This is a genomic window from Pseudoalteromonas sp. BSi20480, from assembly GCF_000241365.1.
GTDB lineage: Bacteria > Pseudomonadota > Gammaproteobacteria > Enterobacterales > Alteromonadaceae > Pseudoalteromonas > Pseudoalteromonas marina.
In genome coordinates this window covers 29295-53681 of sequence record NZ_BADX01000084.1, presented here as the reverse complement: position 1 = coordinate 53681, position 24387 = coordinate 29295, and the positions used below count along the sequence as shown (strand labels likewise).

Here is a 24387-nt window from a genome sequence, read left to right as displayed (position 1 = left end):
CGTTATTCTAAGCTTGCTAAATAAAGTTTAAAAAAATTAATACTATAGGGTTTTTCTATTGAATTTTCTTAGGCAATTTCACGACATAGTCTCTGATCAAAGTTTAACATTTGACAACAAAACGCAAAAGCTTTTAACGTTTGGGCTTAACGTTTTTCATCTTAATTTAGCTATTATCAGTAAGGTTGAAGACCAGTGTTACACTGTTTTATATGCGGTTACCCCCAACAACGATCTTGCTATAGGTACACAATTTGACCTAGAAGGTACTTACTGCACACACACCCTCAAAGCAGGCTCAGCCCTCGCATTTCACAATGTATCTCAGAGCGAAATTGCAGACCACCCTTGCTTTGCTAATTTCCAACTGGAATCCTACATTGGTGCTCCTATTAAAATAGGTAATGAAGTGTTTGGAACCGTTAACTTTTCTTCTGCTGATTCATCGCCTGTTTTTACAGACCAAGCCTATGATTATATAGAATTATTTGCACAATGGTTAGGTGCGGAATTTGCCAGAAACCAAACAAAAGATCGCCTAATAAAAAATAGTAATAGCCTTGTTAAGCTTGAAAGTGTTGCGAATATAGGAACTTGGGAAGTTGATATTGCCCACAATAAAATTTATTGGAGCAAGCAAACCAAACTAATTCATGAAGTTGATGAAAACTATCAACCTATGATGGAAACCGCAATTAACTTCTATAAAGAGGGATCAAGCCGAGAAAATATTACCAAAGCAGTAGAGTTAGCCGTTAGCAAAGGCGAAAAGTGGAATTTAGACCTTGAAATTGTTACTGCAAAAAATAACAACATTTGGGTATCGACCTTTGGAGAAGCTGAATTTGAAGGCGACACCTGTGTAAGGTTATTTGGCACGTTTCAAGATGTAACAGAGTCGATGACACTTCGTGAAGAACTTAAAAGCAAAAAAGCAGAGGCTGAACGCTTACTTTTTGATAGAAGCATGCTTTTTGCAAAAATTAGCCATGAACTTAGAACGCCACTCAATGGTATTACAGGCATGCTCACCACCTTGATAGATGAGCATGATGAACAAAAAAGAACAGAAAAAATTAAAGTTGCGCTACGCAGCTCAGACATATTATTGAATATTATTAATGAGGTTCTTGATTTCTCAAAAATTAATCATGGCGAGCTTAAGCTTGAACCAAACAATGTTTTATTAAAAACTGTTTTCACTGACCTTGTTTCACTTTATACCCCTTTATTTACTGAAAAGCGTGTCGCACTTGAAGTGAAAAATGAAATTAATGACGATTGCTGGGCCTTTTTCGACAACACACGCCTAAGCCAAATTACCTCCAATTTACTCAGTAATGCATTAAAGTTTACAGAAAAAGGTAGTGTAAAGCTGGACACGTTTTTGACCAATATTGACGACGCTTTGTCACTCACTATTACCGTGACTGACTCAGGCAGAGGGATGACTCCTGAATTTCTTAAATCGCTATTTTCACCATTTACGCAAGAAGTCGATGCTAAAAATACAAAAGGCGGTACAGGTCTAGGCTTAGCAATTGTAAAAGAACTTGTTCAGTACATGGGCGGTAAAATTGAAGTCAGTAGCGAAATTAATAAAGGCTCTACATTTTCAGTTTATATCCCTATAACCCGAGGTGAAGAGCAAGCACTTGAAAATAAACCGCTCGCTAACATTGATTTAAACACAAGCGAGTTATCTGTGCTTGTTGTTGATGACAACGACATCAATAGATTAGTGCTTAACGCATCCCTAAATAAGCTTAATATACACCCCGACTTTGCGGTTGATGGTCAAGACGCTGTTTTAAAATGTAAGCAAAAGCCGTATGACCTTATTTTTATGGACTGTATTATGCCTATTTTGGACGGTTTTGAAGCAACTAAGCAGTTAAGAGAGCAAAAAATTTGCCCCGCAGATAAAACGTATATTGTTGCGTTAACGGCTAATACGTCGTCGCAAGATAAACTTGCCTGTAAACAAGCTGGCATGGATATGTTTATATCCAAACCTTTTAAAATGTACTCACTTGAGCTCGCTATCGCATCAGCAATAAAAACCGTTAAGCCAAAATTACATTAAATATACCTGACAGTAAGTAAAAGGAAATAACAATGAAATTAATAGCTCGGACCATTTTGATTACTATTTTAGCTTTGTCACTTTATACCGGTTATTCGTCACAGGATTGGCAGTCAATCATGGTAATTTTAATTGTTAGTGGCTTTTTGCTACTACTTACCTTTGTCACTGCAAACTCAAAACAAGGTGCAACCACATACAATACTAGTACAAGTTACTCTGATAATAATTGCAGCGGTTCAGATTCTGGCTGTGGTGGCGGTGGCGGTGGCGATTAACCTATTTATATATGATTAATTACGCCATAAAAAAGCCGCCTTTGGAGAGGGCGGCTTGGGTTAACAAACAGCGATGGGTGTACCTTGCTGTTATATCAAGAGAAGTTTTGCACGTTAAGCAGCTGTTTTGTCTTGCTCGCTTTCTTCGCTGTTGCGAATTAAGTAATCAAAAGCACCTAAACTTGCTGTTGCACCGCTGCCCATGGCAATAATAATTTGCTTAAATGGGGTATTTGTTGCATCACCTGCGCCATAAACACCCGGTAATGAAGTAGCACCTTTTGCATCAATTAATATTTCACCAAATTTACTTAGCGCTAAGTCACTAATTTTTAACCACTCAGTGTTAGGAATTAAGCCTATTTGTACAAAAATACCCGCTAGAGTAAGTGCCTTGCTATCACCTGATACTCGGTCTGTGTACGTGAGTCCTGTTACCTTTTTACCATCGCCAAGTACTTCTGTAGTTTGGGCGTTTTTAATAATAGTAATATTATTTAAGCTTTTCGCTTTGCGAATAAGTACTTCATCGGCGCGAAGTGTATCTGCAAATTCAAGCACTGTTACGTGCTCAACAATGTTTGCTAAATCGATTGCCGCTTCAATACCTGAGTTACCACCACCAATCACTGCTACAGGCTTACCTTTAAACAAAGGGCCATCACAATGCGGGCAGTATGCTACACCATGTCCGCGGTACTCTTGCTCACCGGGTACGTTCATTTCACGCCAGCGTGCACCGGTTGCTAAAACAAGTGATTTAGCTTTTAAAGTAGCCCCGTTCTCAAGCGTAATTTCGTATTTGTTATTAACGCGTTCAAGTCCTGCAGCACGTTGGTTATGCATTACATCAACATCGTACTCTTTAACATGCTCTTCAAGCTGTGCAACAAGTTTTGGCCCTTCAGTGGCTTTAACAGATATAAAGTTTTCAATAGCTAATGTGTCAGCAACTTGCCCACCAAAACGTTCAGCTACAACACCTGTATTTAAGCCTTTACGTGCAGAGTAAATAGCAGCTGAGGCACCCGCAGGCCCACCACCAACTACTAGTACGTCAAATTCATCTTTTTCACTCAGTGCCGCTGCTTGGCGTGCTGCACCTTTACTATCTACCTTGTTTAAAATGTCAGTTAGGCTTAATGCACCTTGGCTAAATGGTTCGCCATTTAAATAAACAGCCGGTACGGCTAAAATGTTGCGCTCTTCTACTTCCTCTTGAAATAGTGCGCCATCAATCATTGTTGCTTTAATTTTGCTATTAGTCGCGGCCATTGTATTTAGCGCCTGTACTACTTGAGGGCACGTTTGGCAGCTCAAGCTAATGTAAATTTCAAAATTAAGTTCTTGAGCAAGTGATTGTATCTGTTCAATGTCTTCGCTTTTTGCTTTACTTGCATGCCCGCCAGTATGTAAAAGCGCCAACACTAAACTTGTAAATTCGTGTCCCATCGGTACGCCTGCAAACGTAATATGGGTATTTTTAACTGGTGAATGTACAACCATAGACGGGCGGCGTGCGCTGGTATCTGGGTTGTTAACTACCGTAAACTTATCGCTTAATGATGCTAAATCATTTGCTAAGCTTTCTACTTCTGTTGATTTTTTGCTGTCATCCAAGGCAATAAGCAGCTCAACAGGTTGAGTAAGCGATTCGAAATGGCTTTTTAATTGATTTTTAATGTTGTTATCTAACATGGCTTAACCCTTTTTAGGAAAATTTAAACAGCAAGCCTCCCATGCCAATAAATGCATGTGCTTAATTACCATATTGAGATAGGAGGCACCAATAAACGAATATTTATTGGTTTAAGGGCAGTTACCTGCCCTTACAGTTGAGGTAATCTATACTTAGATTTTACCAACTAGGTCTAGTGAAGGAGCAAGTGTGTCCTCACCTGGCTGCCAAGATGCTGGACAAACTTCACCGTCGTGAGTTGCAATGTATTGTGCAGCTTGTACTTTACGCACTAGCTCTTTAGCGCTACGGCCAATGCCTAAATCGTGAGTTTCAATTACTTTAATTTCACCTTCAGGGTTCATTACAAACGTACCACGAAGTGCTAGGCCATCATCTTCAATCATAACGCCAAAGCTGCGAGTAATACGGCCTGTTGGGTCGCCAATCATCGGGAATTTAATTTTACCGATTGTGTCTGACGTATCGTGCCATGCTTTATGAGTAAAATGAGTATCAGTTGATACTGAGTAAACTTCTACACCCATTTCTTGTAGTTGCTCGTAGTAATCAGCAACATCGCCAAGTTCAGTAGGACATACAAATGTGAAATCTGCTGGGTAAAAGAAGAAGATTGACCACTTACCAAGTACATCTTTTTCAGATACTTCTACAAAATCACCATTGTGGTATGCAGTTGCGTTGAAAGGTTGAATTTTTGTGTTGATTAATGAAGTGCTCATAGTATTCCTCATTTATATTTAATTTATTAATTTAAGTTACCAAGCAAAGCGAGATTTGTTGGCTAACCTTGCTGGCTTGATTAATACAATAAGCCCATCGATAAATTAAATAAAATTGATTGTTTAGATTAAAACAATCGATTTTTAGGATGAAACTAAATAATAACTAGATTCGTACTTAATTTATTGCAACATATCGGTTTGCACGCGTAAGGCTGATACAATTGCCTCGCTTACTATTAAAAATACTCAGGGCACACTGTTATGAACAAGTTTATCAATCACATCCAATTAGGCTATCTTGGCCTAATACCATTTCTAGCCTGTTTAGCGTGGCCGCTGATGCTCGGTAGTAACAGTGTTAACTTAGAGTTTTTTACGTTTTATAGCATTGCTATTCTTGCTTTTATGGCAGGTAATCTTTGGCATGCCGGCCAGCAAAGCTATGCTGATGCAATAAAAGCGGTACTACCTGTTATTCCGGTACCATTTTTAGCATTTTTACCTGTTGAATGGGTTTTAGGGTGGTTATCGCTGAGTTTTTGGCTTGTTCTACTTTTTGAAAAATCAACACCACAGTGGCAAACCTACGACAAAGACTATCAAAAAATGCGCTTTGTGCTGACGTCGGTCGTGTTTGTATGCCACATATTTATTATTGGTATGAGTATTTACCCAAAATAGTAGCTATTACCTTAAATATTGCGCGGTAATAATGTACCATCCGCGCACAGCTATTTGAGGACTCACCATGATTGACCAATTACGCCAGCAGCTTGACGAGCTTGGCGAAAACTATGTAGAAAAAAACGCCGCTTTCAAAATCAAGGTCATTCCATTTTTTTGCGCTATTAGTATTAAAAAAGATCACAAAAATGAAAACCGCCTCAACTTTTATTCAAATCAACTTATTGAGATTATTTTTAGTTGTTTTGCTCATATTATTTGGCGTAACGTTATACAAAGCGGACGGTGGGTTTACAGATGGCCCACTGCATTTTGCATTTGCAATTGTAATCACTTTTAACTTAATTATTAAGCAAATAGCCATCGAAGGCCTAAAAACAAGGCTTGCTTTTGAGCGTTTAAATACGGCGAATAAGCAACTTCAAAACGTTAATAAGCAAAACACATAGCAAAGTATGTACTTAAATCCTAATTGGCGAATACTTACTGTTGGCGATGGCGACCTATCGTTTTCTCATGCGATTTTTGAGCACGTAAAACCAAATAAATTAGTCGCCTCAACTTACGATAGCGCACAAACCATAGAACAAAAATACCCTGATAACGCTTTAAAAAAATTGCGTGAATGCAGTGTTGACGTTCTTAATAATTTTGATGTGACGAGCAAAGCGTGTTGGCAAACATTAAAAAGTAACAACCAATACTTTGATGTAGTCATTTTTCAGTTCCCACTTATTCCTGCATTTGTAGGTAAAGAGGCGTTTGAAGCTAGCACTCGTCAATCAAGTATGAACGTTTTAAACAGAGCCCTATTACATCAATTTATTAAATATGCCACTGAGTTTGCGTTAAACCCAAATGGCCCAATGCTTTGCTTTATAACCTCTAAAGATGTAAAACCTTATCGTGAATGGAACATAGAAGGCAGTTTAAACGAACGTTTAAGCAGCAAATATTGTGGCCAAATGCCATTTGATATAACACGTTTTTCGGGCTATAAAATTCGTAATGTTGACCGTGACAAACACGTCAAAGACACAAGCGGGATCACGTATGTATTTAGCCCAAAAAGTAGCACCTTAGAACCCCAACTAGCCAAACAATTAACCAAACCCAGCTACTTAACATCAAACCATTGCGCGCTTTGCCGAGTTGGACCGTTCATCGCAGAAGAAGACCAAGCAAAACATCTTAAAGCTAAAAAGCACTTACAAATGTTACGCCTAGAATCTGATTGGCAACACTGGCTAAACACCTTTTACAGCTAACTATTGGCTGCCTTAATTAAGTCAGCCGCTTTTTCTGCAATCGCTATAACAGGGGCATTAGTGTTACCTGTGACAATTGTGGGCATTATCGACGCGTCAACAACACGTAAATTATTAACGCCATGCACTTTTAACTTGCTGTCAACAACCGACATCTCGTCCTTACCCATTTTACATGTCCCAACGGGATGATATTCAGTGTCAGCTGTTTCACGAATAAACTCTATTAACTGCTGATCATTATTTATATCGAGTGGATAAACCATATCTGCACGTATTTCATCAAAGGCTGGGCTATTCATTATTGCGAGTGTTTTTTTCAAACCCAACAACATTATGTTTAAGTCATCTGGGTGGCTTAAATAATTAGGATCAATCAGCGGTGCTGTATGGGGGTCATTGTTTGCAAGCTTGATAGTCCCTCTACTTTTAGGTCGCATAATACTGCTATGAATACTGTACCCATGCCCATAATGCAACTTGCGACTATGATCGTCTACAAGCCCAATTACAAATTCGAGTTGAACATCAGGTGCCGGCGAATCTTTAAACAATTTAATAAACGCATGAGACTCCGCAAAGTTACTTGTTAAACATCCGTTTCGTTTACTAAACCAATCTGCAACCCCTTTGGTAACTTGAAGCGCACCTTTTGGGCTTATACCAAACGTACCGGCACTATTATTGGCTTTAAAAAGTGGAACCACTGTTAGATGGTCTTGTAAATTTTCACCAACGCCTTCTAACACAACCCTCACATCAATATTATGTAATTTTAATTGCTCTTTTGGTCCAATCCCCGATAGCATTAAAATTTGCGGCGAATTAATAGCCCCCGCACTCAAAATCACCTCTTTATTAGCCGTTAACTCTATTTGCTGTTTGTTACGTGTTATTTGCACTCCTTGCGCAGTTTTATTTTTTATATTTATTTTTTTAACGTGGCAACGTGTGAATACGGTTAGGTTATCCCTATTTAAATTAGGTGTTAAATACGCTTTCGCTGCACTACAACGTTCTCCTTTATGCTGCGTAACCTGCGACAAACGTGCACCACTTTGTTCTTTACCGTTAATATCACTATTTAGTGGTACCCCTTGTTCAGCGCAAGCATTTAAAAAATACTGATTAACAAAACTTGGCGCATTGAGCTCTTGTACATAAAGCGGTCCTTCAACTCCATGCAATGGGTTATTTATAAATGCACTGTTGTTTTCAGCTTTTATAAAATAGGGCAACATGCTTTTATAATCCCAGCCCATGTTCCCCTGCTTTTCCCACTCATCATAATCGTGTTTATTACCTCGAATATAAACCATTGCATTGATTGAGCTTGAACCACCGAGCACTTTACCCCTTGGCATAAAACCGCACCGATTGTTAAGTGCTTTTTGGGGTACTGTATTATAGTGCCAACTGTTAATACCATAAGGCACGCTGGCAGCAACTGCAGCTGGCATTTGAACAAGAGCGCTTTTATCTCCCCCGCCGGCTTCAATTAAACATACACTCACATTTTTATCTTCAGATAAACGCGAAGCAATAACACACCCAGCACTACCTGCCCCTATAACAATGTAATCAAACGTTGTGCTTTGCATGTGAGCCCTTATGAAAAATTAATACCTTATTAATACTGCATAGAAAAACACATCAAAACTTGATATTTTTAGACACCACGTTGCTGGAGTAATGCATGAAAAATTTTATTAAGGCCACATCACTACAAGGGATAGACTCGCTTGTTAAGAGCTTAGGCGCTGACATATCACAAATAATGACACAGCTTGGCCTTAACATTTGCTTTAATAACTTAGAGCAACAATACTTGCCCTATAGTACTTACGCCGAACTCCTTGAGCATTGTGCACATACGCTCAACTGCCCAAGCTTTGGGCTGCAACTAGCCAATAAGCAGAGCTTTGATATACTTGGCCCTATTGCTATAGCAGCAAAAAGTAGCACTAATTTAGGTGACGCCCTCAACTGGGTTATTAAATATTTGCACCTACACACTCCCGCTCTAAGTTTAACTATTCATCCGTTAGAGGCTGATAAAACACTCTTTTTATCATTTCAAATAAACTTAAACCCATTACCTAAAACAACCCAGGTTTTAGAACTAACTATCGGCCTCGCCATGGGAGTAATAAAAAAAATAAGTAATAACACCTGTAAACCACAAGCGGTATTTTTACCTCAAAAGCAACTTACTAATACCCGCGCATACAACACTTACTTTGGCTGCAAAGTCACGCACAATAGAAATAGTGCCGGTATTGTTATTTTAAAAACAGATTTAGCATTATCAATTGCACAACCCCAGTACGATAAAGTACCTGCCGCGCTGCAGTTTTTAGCTCAAAGCGAACAGCAAAATCAATCCCTGCCAACTCAAGTAAGCGCGTTAATTAGGCCCATGTTGCCAATATATCAATGCACAAACGAAACCATAGCAGCAGCGCTGGGTATGCACCCAAGAACATTGCACAGAGAGTTAAATAAACACAACACAAGCTTTGTAAAACTAAAAGACTCAACCCGGCGCTCATTAGCTGCGCACTATTTGGCGCAAAACCATTACAGTATTTCAACCATCTCAGAGCTATTAGGTTATCAAGAACAAGCAACTCTTAGCGCCAGTGTAAAACGTTGGTTTGGTTATTCTCCGCGAGCATACAGAGCTAAAAAAATGATAAACTTAAATAAACATAATTCTAAGGAATGAGTATGAACTTTGTAATTGTAGGTACTAACTTTATCAGCGACACATTACTTGACGCTGCTAATACCCTCGCTGATTTTAATTTATACGGGGTTTGCTCTCGCGCGCTTTCAAGCGGCGAAGCATTTTTAGCAAAGCACCCGCAAAATACACATGCAAAAACGTTTACCAGTATTGAACAAGTTTGCCAAGACGAATGCGTTGACGCAGTTTATATAGCCGCGCCCAACAGCTTGCACAAACAGTATGCGGTTAGGTGTTTAAATGCAGGTAAACATGTACTCGGTGAAAAGCCGTCTGCAGCCAATAGCCAAGAACTAAAAGAAATCATTGCCACCGCTAAGCAAAACCAGTGCTTATACATGGAAGCAATGATGACCACCCATTTACCTAACTTCACATTGTTAAAGCAAGCACTTAGCAGAATAGGCACTCCTCGAAAGTACATAGGTCAATACAGTCAATATTCATCTCGTTATGATAAGTACAAAAATGGGGAGCGCCCTAACACCTTTTTACCTGAATTTGCCAACGGTGCTTTGGTCGATTTAGGTATATACCCTCTTTACTTGTTAATTGCACTTTGGGGCGCGCCGCAAAGTGTAAATGCAAGTGGCGTATTACTAGATACCGGTGTTGATGGCGCAGGCGATGTACTGCTTAATTATTCAAATAAGCAAGCTGTGATTAGCTACTCAAAAATATCGCAAGGCGACAACATAACAGAAATACAAGGTGAACTAGGCAGAATGCGTATTGAAGCCGTATCGCAACTCAAAAAAGTAGAGTTTATTGCTAACAATGGCGAATCAGAAATTATATCTGAACAATTTGATAAGCATTTTATGAAGTTTGAAGTTGCTCACTTTATGCAACTCATAGAAAAAAAACAGTGGGAATCTGATGTAAACACCTTCGCGTTGTCATTAGATGTTATGAATGTACTTGACGAAGCTCGTAAACAATTAGGTGTGATTTATCCAAACGATAAAACACATTAATTTAGCCCTTGACTGGGGTAAGTTGTATATGGGCGTTAACCAACGACAGTTAACGCCCATGGGGAAATGCAAATCACTATACTAACTACACACTTTTACTTACGCACATTACAACAACGATCCCCATCCGTGGGCAATCAATTTGATATAATGACCTAAAGTATTTACCAATTACTGACTGACAATAGAGCTATTACTCAATCTTAATCAGAAAACAGCCATTACTCATTTTAACGGTGTAAATCCAAACTAACACACAAAAACATAACCAATCAAGCTGGCCAATTGTTTAATTATAAACTAAATTGGTATTACACAAATCAAAGCAACTAACAATATTGTTTTATAACCAAATCATAGCGCTAGAATTTTGACATATTAGTGGGGTTTGGGGTAACCTTGTCGATTAATAGATGATATAAATTTTTAGACCTAAATGGTCAATATTCCTTAGGGTATGAAGGTACAATATGGGTAATCGTCGCTTATTTTGGCGCATTGTTGATAAAATAGAGTCTTTAATAAATCAAGGTGAGTTTACTGCTGGGAGTCGTTTACCTCCTGAGCGTGAACTTGCAGAAATGTTTGACGTAAGTCGCCCAACAATTCGAGAAGCAATTATTGCATTAGAAGTACGTGGACGGGTTGAAGTTAAAACCGGTTCGGGTGTTTATGTTGTTGAACAAAAAAATGCCTCTATAAAATCAAAAGAGATCAGCGCATTTGAATTAACTCAGGCCCGCGCACTCATCGAAGGCGAAATTGCAGCACTTGCCGCTCAAAGCATTACAGAACAAGAACTTGAGCAGCTAAATCAAACGCTAATAGTAATGGAAAAAGGGCTTTATGTAGAGCAAGCAGACCGAGAATTCCATGAAATAATTGCCAGAGCAACACGCAATAAAGCGCTTGAATTTGCTGTTTCTAACTTGTGGGATTTACGATTAAAAAACCCACAAATTGTTGCTGATTACAGTAGTGTATGTACTAATAACAACGAATGTGTGATGGATGAGCACACCGCCATTTACACGGCACTAAAAGCACATGACGCTAGTGCAGCCCGTACGGCCATGCATAAACACTTCAACCGATTAATAAATGCATTGTTTGACGCTGTAGAAGCGCGTGCTCTTGAAGAAATAAAACGTAAAAATGACGAAAAACGCGGTCTTTACTCTTTGGACGGTCTCGTTAATAAAAGCGCTCACTAAGTTTAAACATACTAGCAAACACCTGTTTGCTAGTATGTTGCCCTTCATTAGATCTTCCTCTAAACAGCCACACCTATTTTTTAATCGCAAACACTTACCAATCGTACTAAAAGCAGATATTATCCCGCCACAAAATATAGCCATTGCATCTTAAATAGTGGAAATTTATTAACCCCTATTAACAGTGCTTTAAATTAGGGACAACAATGCAATCAAGTACCAAAGATTTCATATTAGCAACTGTTTGCTTATTAATTGCCATGATGACCATTCAATCGGGTGCGTCGTTTGCAAAGCAACTATTCCCCATTGTTGGCCCCGAAGGGACGACCGCGCTTAGGCTTGGTTTTTCTGCGCTTTTGTTATGTTTAGTATTTAAACCATGGAAACATATACCTGCCAGAGGAAACCGCTTAGCTATTGTGGTTTATGGTTTAAGCTTAGGTGGAATGAACATTCTGTTTTACTACGCTATTGAGCGCATACCCTTGGGTATTGGTGTCGCACTGGAGTTTACTGGCCCCCTTGCCGTTGCTTTATTTAGCTCTCGCCGTAAACGCGATTTATTTTGGGTTGCCTGCGCCATTGCCGGTATATTACTTTTATTGCCCGATATGAGCGGTGAAGAGAGCTTAGATCCTGTTGGTGTTATTTTAGCTTTAGCAGCAGGTGCATGTTGGGCTGGCTATATATTGTTTGGTAAAAAAACCGGAATGCAAAGCTCAGGTGGTGCAACGGTTGCCCTAGGTATGACCGTTGCGGCCATTGTGCTTGTGCCCTACGGAGGCATTATGCAAGCGAGCGCATTCACATGGGAAGTTATTCCTCTGGGGATTGGTATTGCAGTTTTATCAAGTGCGTTACCCTACACGTTAGAGATGGTGGCACTGCGTAATATGCCTTCTCAAGGCTTTAGCATAATGATGAGCCTTGAACCTGCCATTGCATCACTTGCTGCCTTTGTTATTTTAGGCGAGCTACTCACACTCTGGCAGTGGTTAGCCATTTTATTAGTAATAATAGCCTCGGCAGGAAGCTCTTTTTCTGGTGAATCAAAAAAGTAGCCTAAACCAAAAGCCATCAACCACGATGGCTTTTTTGTTAAGCTGTATGTGCTTTTTGTTTTTCTTTTTTAGCAGAATAAACAAATCCTATTAACGCAATAAGCGGCATTGCAGCCGCAACTAAAGCTATACTTTCCCACCCGCCAAACTCATATAATGAGCTAGCAATTAATGACCCAACAGCACCGCCCAAAAATATACTGGTCATGTAAATGGCGTTAAGCCGAGCACGACTTTGTGGCTCTAGCGAATAGATTACCCGTTGGCCAAGTACCATATTGGCTTGCACTGCAAAATCAATTAAAACACCGGTTAGCGCCAATATGATAATGCCGTTTGGTAAATCAAATAAGCTGGGTAAAAAACACAATAATGCAATCACTTTGGCTAATAACGACATTTCGTAGGTATAGCCTTTGTCAGCTAAACGCCCAACAATAGGCGCTGCAACAGCACCGGCTGCGCCTACTAAAGCAAACAATGCTATTTGAGTTTGCGAAAAACCATATTCTCTGGCAAGCACAACAGGCACTGTCGTCCAAAACAAGCTAAATGACGCAAACATTAGCCCCTGGTAAAAAGCACGTTGACGAAGCACAGGTTGACTTATTACCAGCGACTTTAACGATCGTAATAAAGCAAAGTAACGTGTGTTATGCGTTGGCAACCTTTTGGGTATAGCAAAGTGAATAACTAAAGCAATAAATACCATGCATCCCGCGGCAAAAAAGAACACGGCACGCCAGCCAAAATGATCGGCAATTATGCTGGCTACAGGTCTTGCTAACAAAATACCCAACAACAGCCCCGCCATAATATTACCTAAAACTTGCCCCCGCTTTTCGTCTGACGATAAATGCGCCGCCAACGGAATAAGTACCTGCACCGATACCGAGCTTGCCCCCACTAGCAAACACAAAAACAGCATTGTATTTGGAGTTTGAACAACCCCCAGTCCAATTAAGCTAAAAAATGTAATACACAGAGTAATTAACATTAACCGTTTATTTTCAACTAAGTCGGCTAACGGCACTAAAAAAAATAACCCAATGGCATAGCCAATTTGAGTTAAAGACACAATAAAGCTGGCACTGTGTGCACTTAAACCCACATCCGGGGCTAACAATTCTATAATAGGTTGTGCATAGTAAATGTTGGCAACAATTAAGCCGCAACATAGTGCAATAACGCTTACAAGAGTACGGCTGATCTGCACAGGGTCTGCGCTTAAATTAGACATGGCATTCTCAAAATTAATTAAATAAAACCTCAAGAGACTGAGGTTTTTTATTAGGTCACTTTATGGGCGAAGGCTTTCCGTGCGGGCTTGAACGTAAATATTGCTTAGGTGCGTTAACTGTTGCACCCAATTCAGCTGCTGCATGCCATGGCCAATGTGGGTTATATAAAATACCTCTAGCTAAAGCCACTGCATCCGCTTTGTGCTCGCTTAAAATATTTTCTGCTTGTTGCGCTTCGGTAATTAAACCCACCGCAATAATCGGCATATTAACGGCCTGTTTTATTGCAGTAGCAAAAGGCACCTGAAAGCAAGGCTCAACAGGTATTTGCTGTAAAGGGCTTAAACCCGCTGTACTTACATGAATAAAATCACAACCAAGCTTATCAAGCGCTTTAGCAAGCGCTATTGATTGCTCTAAATCCCAACCACCCTCAACCCAGTCAGTCGCTGAGATTCGAATACCCACGGGTTTATTAACATTAAACTCAGCGCGCACCGCTTTAAAAACCTCCATTACAATGCGCATACGGTTTTGGAAACTGCCTCCATATTCATCATCGCGCTTATTACTCAAAGGTGATAAAAACTGATGCAACAAATACCCATGAGCACCATGTAATTCGATCAGATCAAGGCCTAGCTCGTCGGCGCGTTTAGCAGCGCTTGCAAAGTCCGCAATTAATTGGCCAATATCTGCCTTACTCATTGCAACAGGTTCAAACGAATGCTCATCGTAAGCCTGTGCCGATGGCGCAATAGTTTGCCAACCATTTTTATCGTTAGGTGAAATAGCACCTACGTCGTCCCACGGTTTACCGGTTGACGCTTTACGCCCTGCATGCGCAAGCTGAATACCTATAGGCATGTCACTATATTGCCTAACCGCGTTTAAAGTTTTACCTAATGCTTTTTGGGTTTCATCATTCCATAGACCTAAATCACCATAGCTTATTCGCCCCTCAGGGCTTACAGCCGTCGCTTCCATAATAAGTAAACCGGCTCCACTTAAACTCAGTTGACCTAAATGAATAGTATGCCAATCAGTTGCCTCACCATTAATAGCTGAATATTGGCACATAGGTGCAATAATAATGCGGTTAGGTAAACTGAGCTTACCCAAAGATAACGGCGAAAAAAGCTGGCTCATAACAGATCCTTGATGCATACGAATTAAAAATTAAATTGAATGTACGAACTAGTAAACACATTCGCCCATTTAGTTATATAAAAACCTTTATTTAAAAGTAGGTTATGGGGAGGTAAAACTTTTTTTAAACCGCTACAACTTACTAATAAATAAATGGCTCCCTGCCCAGCCAAATAAACTTACAAAAAATTAACACCACCAAAATCTAAGCATGCAAAAAGTCATGAATAGTCATGAATAGTCATGAATAGTCATTCAAATGTTCACAAATATTAAAACCGTACACAAATTGTACCTTCCACGGGTAAAGCTAATAATAAATGGGAGATAAATTTAACAAACCCAACAAACCACACCTAACCAATCCTTTTTTATTCTAAAAAAGTGAATTTTAATTCAATTTACACATTCCCTGATTCGATTGTGACTGATATGATATTCAATGTACTTTACTTATGTTAAATCTTTGAACTAGGGATCATTTTTATGTTTAAACCAAGCTTGTTAACCTTGGCTATGTCGGGCGCCCTATCTAGCGCTTTTTTACTTCCAAATACTGCGTTTGCCCAAGAGCAAGAAGCCGCAAAAGACAAATCACTTGAAGTTATTGAAGTAACAGCAACACGACGTAGCGGCTCAGTGCAAAACGCACCGCTTAACATTACAGCGCTTGATGCCGACATAATGAAAGACCAAAACATCAGCGAGCTCGCCGATGTAGCACGTTGGGTACCTGGTTTAACAATTACCGATCAAGGTGGTCGTTCTGGTTCACCTATTATTGTACGTGGTTTAAACACAAACTCTTCAGGTCCATCATCAGACGGTGGCACCGTTGCAACTTACATTAACGAGATCCCAGTCGCCATTGATATGCGCCTAGTCGACGTAGAGCGCGTAGAGGTTCTTATTGGGCCACAAGGTACGCTGTACGGTGCAGGTACATTAGGTGGTGCTATTCGTTACATGCTTAAAGAGCCTGAGCTTGATTTCACATCACTTGAAGTATTCGGCAATGTATCGCAAACACAAGAAAGCGACTCTATTGGCGGTGAAGGTGGATTCATATTTAACTTACCATTAATTGAAGACACACTTGCCGTTCGTGCTAGTTTAAACATTTACGAAGACCCAGGTTTTATTGACTATGGTTACGTAGTGCGTGAGCCGGGCGTATCGTTACCTGACCCAGATTGGACCGACAGCGCAGCAGTTAACAACAACCTTAAAAATGTAGAAGACGCCAACGGTGAATCAACCACTACAGGGCGTATTTCTGTTCGCTTTAAACCAAGCGAAACATTTGAAGGTACACTTAACTACTTTTACCAAAATCAAGACAGCGAAGGTCGTTCAATTGTTCATTACAATACATTGAGCGCCGATAACGGTCTTAGTGATTTAATTGGTGAATACGAGTCAGGTTACCGCTACGAAGAGCCACGTGAAAAAGAAAACCAACTACTAAGCTTAGAGTTAAAAGCAGACCTAGGTTTTGCTGAATTAGTATCGGCAACAGGTATTTCAAATTTTGATGCAGACGGCCAACGTGACCAAACCGATTTACTTATTCGCCTTGATTACGGCTACGAAGAATTTCCTGCGTTTTCATCGTTCACACGTGAAATTGAAGAGCAAGACACGTTCACACAAGAAATTCGTTTAGTATCACAAAACGACAGTGACATTAACTGGATTGTAGGTGGCTTTTACAACAAAATTGAAAGCGATGCGTCTAGCCAAGAATACACGCCAGGCTTTGGCGACTTTGCAGTAGAAAATTTTGGCGCAGATCAATCTCGTCCAGACCAACTTGAATACTACTCAGTTGACCGCGTTGAAATAACAGAATCGGCTTTATTTGGTGAAATTGGCTACCAAGTTACCGACAAACTCGATATTACCGTTGGTGCTCGTTTTTACAAATACGATGTAGAATCTGAGTCAGCGGTCGATTTTCCATTATTTAATACCTTATTCGGCGGCGCAGGCCCAGACGACGTAACACTTAACTTTGAACAAAATGAAGCAAGCGACAACGGCAGCTTATTTAAATTTAACGCCAAGTATCAATTTACTAATTCAGTAATGGGTTACGCAACAATAAGTGAAGGCTTCAGAATTGGTGGTTCAAATGGTTTAGCACCTTGTCCTGATCCATTACCAGCTAACCAAGCGGGTTGTGGTAACCCAAGTGAAATGCTTTACGATGCAGATACAACAACTAACTACGAGCTTGGTTTTAAAAGCACATGGTTAAGAAGCCGTTTACACTTTAACGCCGCATTATTTAATATAGATTGGGACGACGCACAAGTTGCCGGTGCAACTGAGGTAGGCCAACTACCGTACTTATCTAATGCCGGTTCAGCCAATGCGAAAGGTATTGAAATATCGTCGCGTGCAATTTTATCTGACTCATTCTCTGTGTATTCTACATATGCATACACAAAAGCAGAGCTAACATCAGACGCACCATTCTTATTTAATTCAGACGGCACAGATGGTGCAGAAGATGGCGACCGTTTACCAGGCTCGTCTGAGCACCAGTTTTCAATGGGTGTAAACTATCAAACAGATGTGTTTAACGACAAAACGCTTGATATTAACTACGGTATTACCGCACAAAGCGATGTAATTTCTCGTGTTGGTTTACGCGATAACGGTGAAACATTGCCAGGTTATAGCTTAAGCAACATTTCGGCTAAATTAACCGCCGATGAGTGGTCAGCGACCGTTTACGTAGACAACGTATTTAATAAATACGCCGTTACGTCTGTTCGCCGTTCAGATGCCGATATTACCTCAGCAAATAGAACTGATATACAACGTAACTATGGTTACTTTATCAACCGTCCATTAACGGTAGGCATTAAATTTAATTATAAGTTTGAAATATAATTAACCGTTAAGTTTAAGTACAATCAAAAGGCTCAAATTTATTTGGGCCTTTTTTCTTTATTAACGCGTAACTAAACAATACAAATAAAAAATGCAGCCAAATTTAAAACAACTCCATCAAAGCGCTATTAAATATTTAAACGAAGGCAAAGTACAACTTGCCCACAAAAGCTTAGTTGAACTGGTTTCGCATAAACCTGACTTTGCCGACGGCTATTTTTTACTGGCAATGGTTAACTTGCAAGTAGGGCAAATTTATAAAGCCATCAAGCTAATCGAAAAAGCCTTAACACTTGGCTCTAGCATTGAATATACTGCTCAACTGGCAAAATGTTATGCGCTTACCGGTGACTTAAAAAAAGCAAAAAATGTAGCGCTGTCGGTGCCTATTACACAAATAAAAAAAGCACTCGACGCCGATACTCTAGGCGTTGCACTTACGCAAGCAGGCCTACACGAACACGCTTTACATTATTTTGAATGTGCACTCACATTAGCCAATGCCAAACAACAACCTCAACCCCTGTTTTATTACAACTTTGCAGTAAGCGCCAAGTTTTTGGGCCTATTTGACAAAGCACACACCGCGTTTGAACATGCCATTGCACTTAACCCGCTTCATCATCAAAGCCACTTTGCACTCAGTGATTTAACTAAAGTAACAAAGCAAAAAAATAATATTACACGGTTAAAGCAAGTGTTTGAGCAGGTTTCACACCCTGATGCTAAATTACACATAGGCCATGCACTGGCAAAAGAATACCAAGATATTGGCGCATTTTCTGACGCCTTTACCGCGTTACAACAAGGTAAAGCAGCAAAGCATGCGCTTACCCCGTTTGATAACGCATCGTCAAATGCGTTGTTTGAACATATAAAACAACTCAGTGCTAAGCACAAAGCTTCACAAACGGGGGGTAATCCCACTGCTGAGCCTATTTTTGTACTAGGTATGCCCCGCTCTGGCACCACATTAGTTGAGAGAATATTATCGAGCCATAGCGACGTGCAATCGGCTGGTGAACTACAAGACTTCGGCCTAAGTGTAAAAAGGTTAAGCAACACACCCACACCAAACGTGCTCGACATACAAACATTAACTAAAGCGTATGAACTTGATTTTAATCAGCTTGGCTCAACATATTTAAACGCCACCCGCGTTACTACCGGTAGCCATAAACATTTTATAGATAAACTCCCGTTTAACTTTTTTTATATAGACTTAATCACTAAAGCACTGCCAAACGCTAAAATTATTTGTATGCTGCGCGACCCAATGGACACCTGTATTGGTAACTACCGCCAGCTATTTACCATTAACAACCCTTACTACGCGTATTCGCTAGACCTACTCGACACTGCTAAATTTTATAGCCGCTTTTACTCACTCATGCAGCACTTCAGCACCGTGCACAGCAATATAAAAATTGTGAAATACGAAGAATTAGTCGCACAGCCCGAGCAGCAAATAAAAGAGTTAGTCAGCTTTTGTGATTTAGAGTGGCAAGCACAATGTATAGACTTTCACTTAAACACCGCACCGGTATCTACTGCCAGTAAAGTGCAAGTACGCCAACCGCTAAACAACAAAGCCATTGGGCGTTGGAAGGCATTTAAACCTCATACTGACGAGGCTCAAAATTACCTATTAGAGCAAGGAATTACGTTGCAATAGCCATTAATTATGCATTGCTTTAGTAAAAGTGAATTTATAAGCCAAAGTTAAAGCTTAGGCTTATATATTCATAACACAATAAACTTCCCAGCTTTCACTAGAGAGTTTTTATATATTGCAAAAGAGAGCATTTAACTTGGCTTTTTAGATTGAACCTTCCTTATTTGAGAAATAGCTTCCATTAAAAAAGCCGTATTAAGCCCTACAATTATTAACCCATTAACAGCCGTTAAACTGCCAAGCAGCCTCCATTGAGTGCCCAACACAACATCGCCATAACCAAGTGTTGTAAAGGTAACAACCGAAAAATAAAGTGCGGGCTCTAATTCGCTAAAAACATCAAAAATTAAAAATATAGCAGCCCATAACCACGCACTCGCCGTTAAGCCTCCTACCAACCAAATTACCATTGCGGTGACGACTAAAATCATCTTTAGAGTTTTTGAGCCATTTAGTAACCAATCGTTAATATTAGCCAGCGCTTTAGACAAAACACCAATAAACATTGCTTGTATTAGCACCGTGCCACAAATAACAAATGTTCCAATAATAAGCTGTATTAGCATTTTGATCCCACTGCTTAAATCCTTATATTTTAAGTAACATTATACATAAAATTCACAACAGGGTAGGAACCTACATTCACTATAATAAAGTATTTTTACTACCGTTATTTAACAGTTTATTACTGCTATTACTAGCGTGCTAAAACTCAGCCAAAACCTAAGTAAGACAATATTTAGGTAAATAAAAACAGAAATAAACACTTAAAACCAAAAGGAAATGCAGTAACCGTAAACATCACTAAACCGCTAAGTAATCACCGGGAAAGCAATAACAAAAATGTTTGGCGTAAATCATCAATTTAATAAAACTACAGATAGTTATGCCTGTACTTGCTTTAACTCACCTGACTCATATTCCGTTAAATTTTCATTTAACTCGATAGATTAGGTTTAATCTGCAAAGTGTCATGAGCAGACATCGATGGCTTTAATGTATGAAGTCAAAATTTGACCCCGCTTACTTCCTAAAATGACTAGAAGCATAAGTAAGACTCTAAACAGGAGACTAAACTTTCTGTTACTCATGGCACATAACGCAAAACTAAGCGGCTGGCGATAGCCTGTCCTTACTTGAGCATATTGTCATGACCGTAATTATCACTCACGTAATCACTTTTAAAACTACCATCAATAGTTAAAGATTTGCTAAAAGTACTTTTCGCAACCTCGCTATCTCCTTTCGATAAATAGGCGAATGCCAAACTGTCGTAGGCCTGCGGTGCATTGGGAAACAATGAAACTAAATATTCGAACATATCAAATGCTTCGGTCCATGATTTTGTACTAAGTAGTTCCATTCCTACTTCATTAATTGTTCTGCCGATGAATCGACTGTAACCATTGTCTTTATAAACCTGTTTGAAGTGTTTATAGAATTGTTGTTTTCCTTTTGATTGATAGTACTTAAAGGCAAAGTTTTTTTCCAATTGTCTAATTGGTTGATACTCACCATTTTTGATGTAAGAGTGTATTCGACCAGAAATGCGTTCGGCAACTAAGTGATCAGTGTTTGCCAGAACAACTATTTCATAGCTAGTGTCCAAATCTATTTCCGCGGCTGCACTGACGCCCTGACCACCTCCATATGCGCCCCAATGGGAGCCGTCCATTGCAAATAGATGGCGATTAATCGCGTCTGAATTTTTTAATAACTTATTACTATAGAATAACGCTCGATAAAATCGTTGCACATCCACAACGGTCGATTCAATGCCGCCATCGGGACTAGGGTGTTCATTAATACCGACCTTTCTCAAATTGCCATTGTACTGGAATGTATATCGGACTGACTGATATTCATTAGAATTAACCGGCCTGAAGGTCGTTGAAAACATCTCAACCCGATTGAAGATATTGTTTTTGAGTAGTTCTTCGAAAGGCTTTCCAGTTACTTTTTCAAGAATCACTCCTAATACCACATACCCATAATTTGAATATTTTCGATCAGTTCCAGGTGTATATAAAAGGGGGTTATTTATCAATATCTTTATTTTCTTGTTTAGAGTATCAAATGCAAGTTGATTCTGACGATATTCAGCCACAAAGATATCAGCAAAGCCTGCACTATGATTTAGTAGGTGCTCAATCGTGATTTGATCAGCATCAGGTTGTTTGAACCCCAACTCGAAGCTAACTAGTTTATCACTTAACTTTAATTTGCCAGCCTCAACCTGTTGCAAGATCAAGACCTTGGTAAAGTCTTTCATGATTGAGCCAAGATTAAAGCGACTTTGAATGCTGTTCTTTATTTTTTCTTCGACATTCTGAAAGCCATAAGATGACGCAAACTCCACCTCATTATCTTTAGTTATCAGTAATGCGCCGGAAAACCAGCCCATCTGCTGGTATTGCATGGCGATGCTGTCTGCAATCGTTGCGAGACTAACAGATTTATCTTGCTTTATATCCTCACTGTCCAAAGCCAGTGAATAACTGGCAAAGAATAAAAGAAAGATTAAAACTAAATTTTGAACCATTTGGCGGAATCCTTTCTGTCATAACGCTTCATATATGGGGCGCAGGCTTGCTGGCTATAATTGCGAAGAATGGGCCGAGCCAGCGAGTATGCGTCCCAATGAGCGGAGCGAATGGATATAATGTGTTTGTTAGCACCCAAAAGCCCTAGATTCTGCATAACTTGGGAACCTTAATGTAGGGATTTTCTTTCGTAGTTTCTTTTAGATTTTCCATTAACTCACCTACAATTAAATGAGACTGCCATACTGTGTGCCAAAGGGCTACTTTAGCTCCTTGATCTGTGACCAACTCTTGTAGTAATTTCAGCTTTTCTCTCTCCTTTTGTTGACCGTGAAAAAAGTAAGCGTTAAACCAGATATCTATGACTTGTTCTGGCGTAAATGAAGTTTGACTTTGAATAAAAGCGAATTTCAGCAAAAACTCTTGGTAAAAAGCTTTCTTTAGATGATGACGGTGATACAGAGTGAATAAGTCTGAATTACTAGCTACCGATAATGACCTTGCAATTTTGAAAAAATTGGCAGTTTCTTTAGTTAAGTAAACGTGCCGATATTTTGAATAGAAAGTAGTAATCAATGATTCATTCGGTAACGTCCCTGAGATGATCGGTCGATTTTGATCAAAACGATCAACAAAGGCCTCAAATACCCCCCAACTAGTGCTTCTTGCAAAGTTACACAAGTCTGACGCGCGAAATTTATACTCTTCAATATCGTCAAATAATGACTCATTTCGGTAGTTTGATAATCTTACTAATTCAAATTCCATTTAAATACCAGGTGCTAACAATTTAATAGTGCGCTCATCGCGCATATTTCTACTGACGCTACGCTCACTTATCTACTTTTAACAAATAACCTAAGGTATTACTATCACTAAGTATTCTAAATTTTTTAGGTAAAGTTAAGCGAATCAATATGCGCGCAGCGCTCATTTTCATGAATATATGCGCAAATAGCAGTTTAACGAATCAATTAACGACGATATTTAGCCAATCTCAATGACCGGTTCTCACAGCTCATAACCGCCTTTAAAAACCACTCACGCGAGATTAAGTTTATAGCTCTGCCTTAAAATAAGCATGCTCGTCGATATAATCTATTATGAGTTCAAAATATTTGAGGCCTGAGCCCCCCAATGCGCCATCAATTTTTTTGTCCATCATTGAAGACATAAACTCATGAAAGTTATTATCCTCTCTTCTTGTAAACCAAACAGGTCCAATACTTTGTTCGGCTATAATTACAAGAGGTACCTTAATCATAGCTTCCTCGGTGCCATGCTCAGCCTTTTTAATAACAATCCAATCTGGGTTTCTGGCTTTCCAATTATCAAAAACACTAGCTGCAATGAAAGAAGTCCCAACCACATTCGATTTACTCTGTATTTGTTTTTTTGCGGTATTAGTTAAAGTTGATGTTGCACCAGTATCTAATAACATTTGATGCTCTATTCCTTGAACTTTTATACTCATCCTAGGAAAGGCTGTGGTGTATTTTTGATAAGAGTCTTTTTTGAAAACCTAATTTTACTTTTTTAAATTGGTTTAAGTTAACCCCATCAAGAGAATCAAGGATAAACATTGATTCAGTTACATAATCAATTTTAATGATTTTTTCTGCGTGCCATCGACCACCTAAAAAGCCATCAAACTGTTGCCCTGCTGATATTTCTGCTTCAGGGGCTATAAACAAATATCCGGCCATGAAATTTTCAATGCCACCAGCAGGTATTTCTGCTTCTGCTTTAAACTTAGGCATTTCTGATAAGGTATGCTCTTCGCCATCAGCTACTTTTGTGATTGTTGGCCAATTGTATTGCTGGTGAAGTTCTTTCGAAATCGCATTCCACCCACCGCCGGTATCTGTAAAAAACCTTAGCTTTTTTCCACTGATAAGTTCCGGGATTAAAATTATACGATTATTATCAAATTGAGTTGGGAGTTGTTGCTCAGCTAAAAGCTGTAAAGGAGCCAAACCTAAGGCAATTGAAAAAAGTATTAGCTTTATACTATTCATTGATCATCCATGACTTTTTTATAATTTATGAACACTAGCGTTTGACCATTGTAAGTGCAAAGGCCTTATTAAACCTGCCTCACTTTTAGATACATATTAAGCATATACACAAAGTA

The 24387-nt window shown here is 39.4% G+C and carries 20 protein-coding genes and 1 pseudogene; 11 read left to right on the top strand and 10 right to left on the bottom strand.

Annotated elements, in window-relative coordinates; all coding sequences use genetic code 11:
* Positions 1–58 precede the first annotated feature (58 nt).
* Both P20480_RS08980 and P20480_RS08985 read left to right on the top strand, forming a co-directional pair.
* Positions 59–2086 carry a hybrid sensor histidine kinase/response regulator gene (locus P20480_RS08980; protein ID WP_008129725.1) on the top strand — a complete coding sequence of 676 codons (2028 nt, stop codon included), beginning with the start codon at positions 59–61 and terminating at the stop codon, positions 2084–2086.
* Positions 2087–2118: 32 nt separating this feature from the next.
* Positions 2119–2364: a hypothetical protein gene (locus tag P20480_RS08985; protein ID WP_008129723.1), complete on the top strand. Its 246-nt coding sequence runs from the start codon at positions 2119–2121 to the stop codon at positions 2362–2364.
* Between the two features lie 114 nt (positions 2365–2478).
* On the opposite strand, the gene ahpF is transcribed toward P20480_RS08985, so the two are convergent.
* Both ahpF and ahpC read right to left on the bottom strand, forming a co-directional pair.
* Entirely contained in the window at positions 2479–4062 is a 1584-nt protein-coding gene (gene ahpF, locus P20480_RS08990) for an alkyl hydroperoxide reductase subunit F (RefSeq protein WP_008129721.1), read from the bottom strand.
* A gap of 153 nt (positions 4063–4215) precedes the next feature.
* Positions 4216–4785, bottom strand: coding sequence for an alkyl hydroperoxide reductase subunit C (gene ahpC / locus P20480_RS08995; RefSeq protein WP_004587118.1), 570 nt, complete (start codon positions 4783–4785; stop codon positions 4216–4218).
* A gap of 264 nt (positions 4786–5049) precedes the next feature.
* Between ahpC and P20480_RS09000 the strand changes: the two genes are divergently transcribed.
* From P20480_RS09000 to P20480_RS09005, 3 genes and pseudogenes are all read left to right on the top strand, one after another.
* Positions 5050–5469: a DUF3429 domain-containing protein gene (locus tag P20480_RS09000; RefSeq protein WP_033025453.1), complete on the top strand. Its 420-nt coding sequence runs from the start codon at positions 5050–5052 to the stop codon at positions 5467–5469.
* Positions 5470–5536: 67 nt separating this feature from the next.
* Positions 5537–5921 (top strand): annotated as a pseudogene (locus tag P20480_RS18105) (hypothetical protein).
* Between the two features lie 6 nt (positions 5922–5927).
* Positions 5928–6740, top strand: a complete 813-nt coding sequence (locus P20480_RS09005) for a class I SAM-dependent methyltransferase (protein ID WP_008129714.1) — start codon at positions 5928–5930, stop codon at positions 6738–6740.
* Here P20480_RS09005 and P20480_RS09010 read toward each other — a convergent pair.
* Positions 6737–8341, bottom strand: coding sequence for a GMC family oxidoreductase (locus P20480_RS09010; RefSeq protein ID WP_008129712.1), 1605 nt, complete (start codon positions 8339–8341; stop codon positions 6737–6739). The two genes, P20480_RS09005 and P20480_RS09010, sit on opposite strands and share 4 nt — an antisense overlap.
* Before the next feature lie 95 nt (positions 8342–8436).
* Here P20480_RS09010 and P20480_RS09015 point away from each other — a divergent pair, with 95 nt between their 5' ends.
* The 4 genes from P20480_RS09015 (at position 8437) to P20480_RS09030 (ending at position 12744) form a co-directional block, all read left to right on the top strand.
* Positions 8437–9468, top strand: a complete 1032-nt coding sequence (locus tag P20480_RS09015) for an AraC family transcriptional regulator (protein WP_008129710.1) — start codon at positions 8437–8439, stop codon at positions 9466–9468.
* Positions 9469–9470: 2 nt separating this feature from the next.
* On the top strand, positions 9471–10466 hold the full coding sequence (locus P20480_RS09020) for a Gfo/Idh/MocA family protein (RefSeq protein ID WP_008129709.1): 996 nt from the start codon (positions 9471–9473) through the stop codon (positions 10464–10466).
* Positions 10467–10936: 470 nt separating this feature from the next.
* Positions 10937–11680, top strand: coding sequence for a FadR/GntR family transcriptional regulator (locus P20480_RS09025; protein ID WP_008129707.1), 744 nt, complete (start codon positions 10937–10939; stop codon positions 11678–11680).
* A 206-nt stretch (positions 11681–11886) separates the two neighbouring features.
* Positions 11887–12744 carry an EamA family transporter gene (locus P20480_RS09030; protein WP_006791607.1) on the top strand — a complete coding sequence of 286 codons (858 nt, stop codon included), beginning with the start codon at positions 11887–11889 and terminating at the stop codon, positions 12742–12744.
* Between the two features lie 37 nt (positions 12745–12781).
* Here P20480_RS09030 and P20480_RS09035 read toward each other — a convergent pair whose 3' ends face one another.
* Both P20480_RS09035 and P20480_RS09040 read right to left on the bottom strand, forming a co-directional pair.
* Entirely contained in the window at positions 12782–13984 is a 1203-nt protein-coding gene (locus P20480_RS09035; RefSeq protein ID WP_008129705.1) for an MFS transporter, read from the bottom strand.
* Positions 13985–14039: 55 nt separating this feature from the next.
* On the bottom strand, positions 14040–15134 hold the full coding sequence (locus P20480_RS09040; protein WP_008129703.1) for an NADH:flavin oxidoreductase/NADH oxidase: 1095 nt from the start codon (positions 15132–15134) through the stop codon (positions 14040–14042).
* A 486-nt stretch (positions 15135–15620) separates the two neighbouring features.
* Between P20480_RS09040 and P20480_RS09045 the strand changes: the two genes are divergently transcribed.
* Together P20480_RS09045 and P20480_RS09050 are read left to right on the top strand one after the other, a co-directional pair.
* Positions 15621–18035, top strand: coding sequence for a TonB-dependent receptor (locus P20480_RS09045; protein WP_008129701.1), 2415 nt, complete (start codon positions 15621–15623; stop codon positions 18033–18035).
* A 91-nt stretch (positions 18036–18126) separates the two neighbouring features.
* A complete protein-coding gene (locus P20480_RS09050; protein WP_008129699.1) occupies positions 18127–19710 on the top strand; it encodes a tetratricopeptide repeat-containing sulfotransferase family protein in 1584 nt (527 codons plus the stop codon).
* 131 nt (positions 19711–19841) lie between these two features.
* Here P20480_RS09050 and P20480_RS09055 read toward each other — a convergent pair whose 3' ends face one another.
* The 5 genes from P20480_RS09055 to P20480_RS09070 form a co-directional block, all read right to left on the bottom strand.
* Entirely contained in the window at positions 19842–20276 is a 435-nt protein-coding gene (locus tag P20480_RS09055) for a potassium channel family protein (RefSeq protein WP_008129698.1), read from the bottom strand.
* A gap of 566 nt (positions 20277–20842) precedes the next feature.
* Entirely contained in the window at positions 20843–22252 is a 1410-nt protein-coding gene (locus P20480_RS09060) for a serine hydrolase domain-containing protein (RefSeq protein ID WP_008129696.1), read from the bottom strand.
* Between the two features lie 145 nt (positions 22253–22397).
* Positions 22398–23021 carry a hypothetical protein gene (locus tag P20480_RS09065; protein WP_008129695.1) on the bottom strand — a complete coding sequence of 208 codons (624 nt, stop codon included), beginning with the start codon at positions 23019–23021 and terminating at the stop codon, positions 22398–22400.
* 289 nt (positions 23022–23310) lie between these two features.
* Positions 23311–23694, bottom strand: a complete 384-nt coding sequence (locus tag P20480_RS18100) for a hypothetical protein (RefSeq protein WP_008129693.1) — start codon at positions 23692–23694, stop codon at positions 23311–23313.
* A gap of 34 nt (positions 23695–23728) precedes the next feature.
* Positions 23729–24271 carry a hypothetical protein gene (locus P20480_RS09070; RefSeq protein ID WP_008129692.1) on the bottom strand — a complete coding sequence of 181 codons (543 nt, stop codon included), beginning with the start codon at positions 24269–24271 and terminating at the stop codon, positions 23729–23731.
* Positions 24272–24387: the final 116 nt, after the last annotated feature.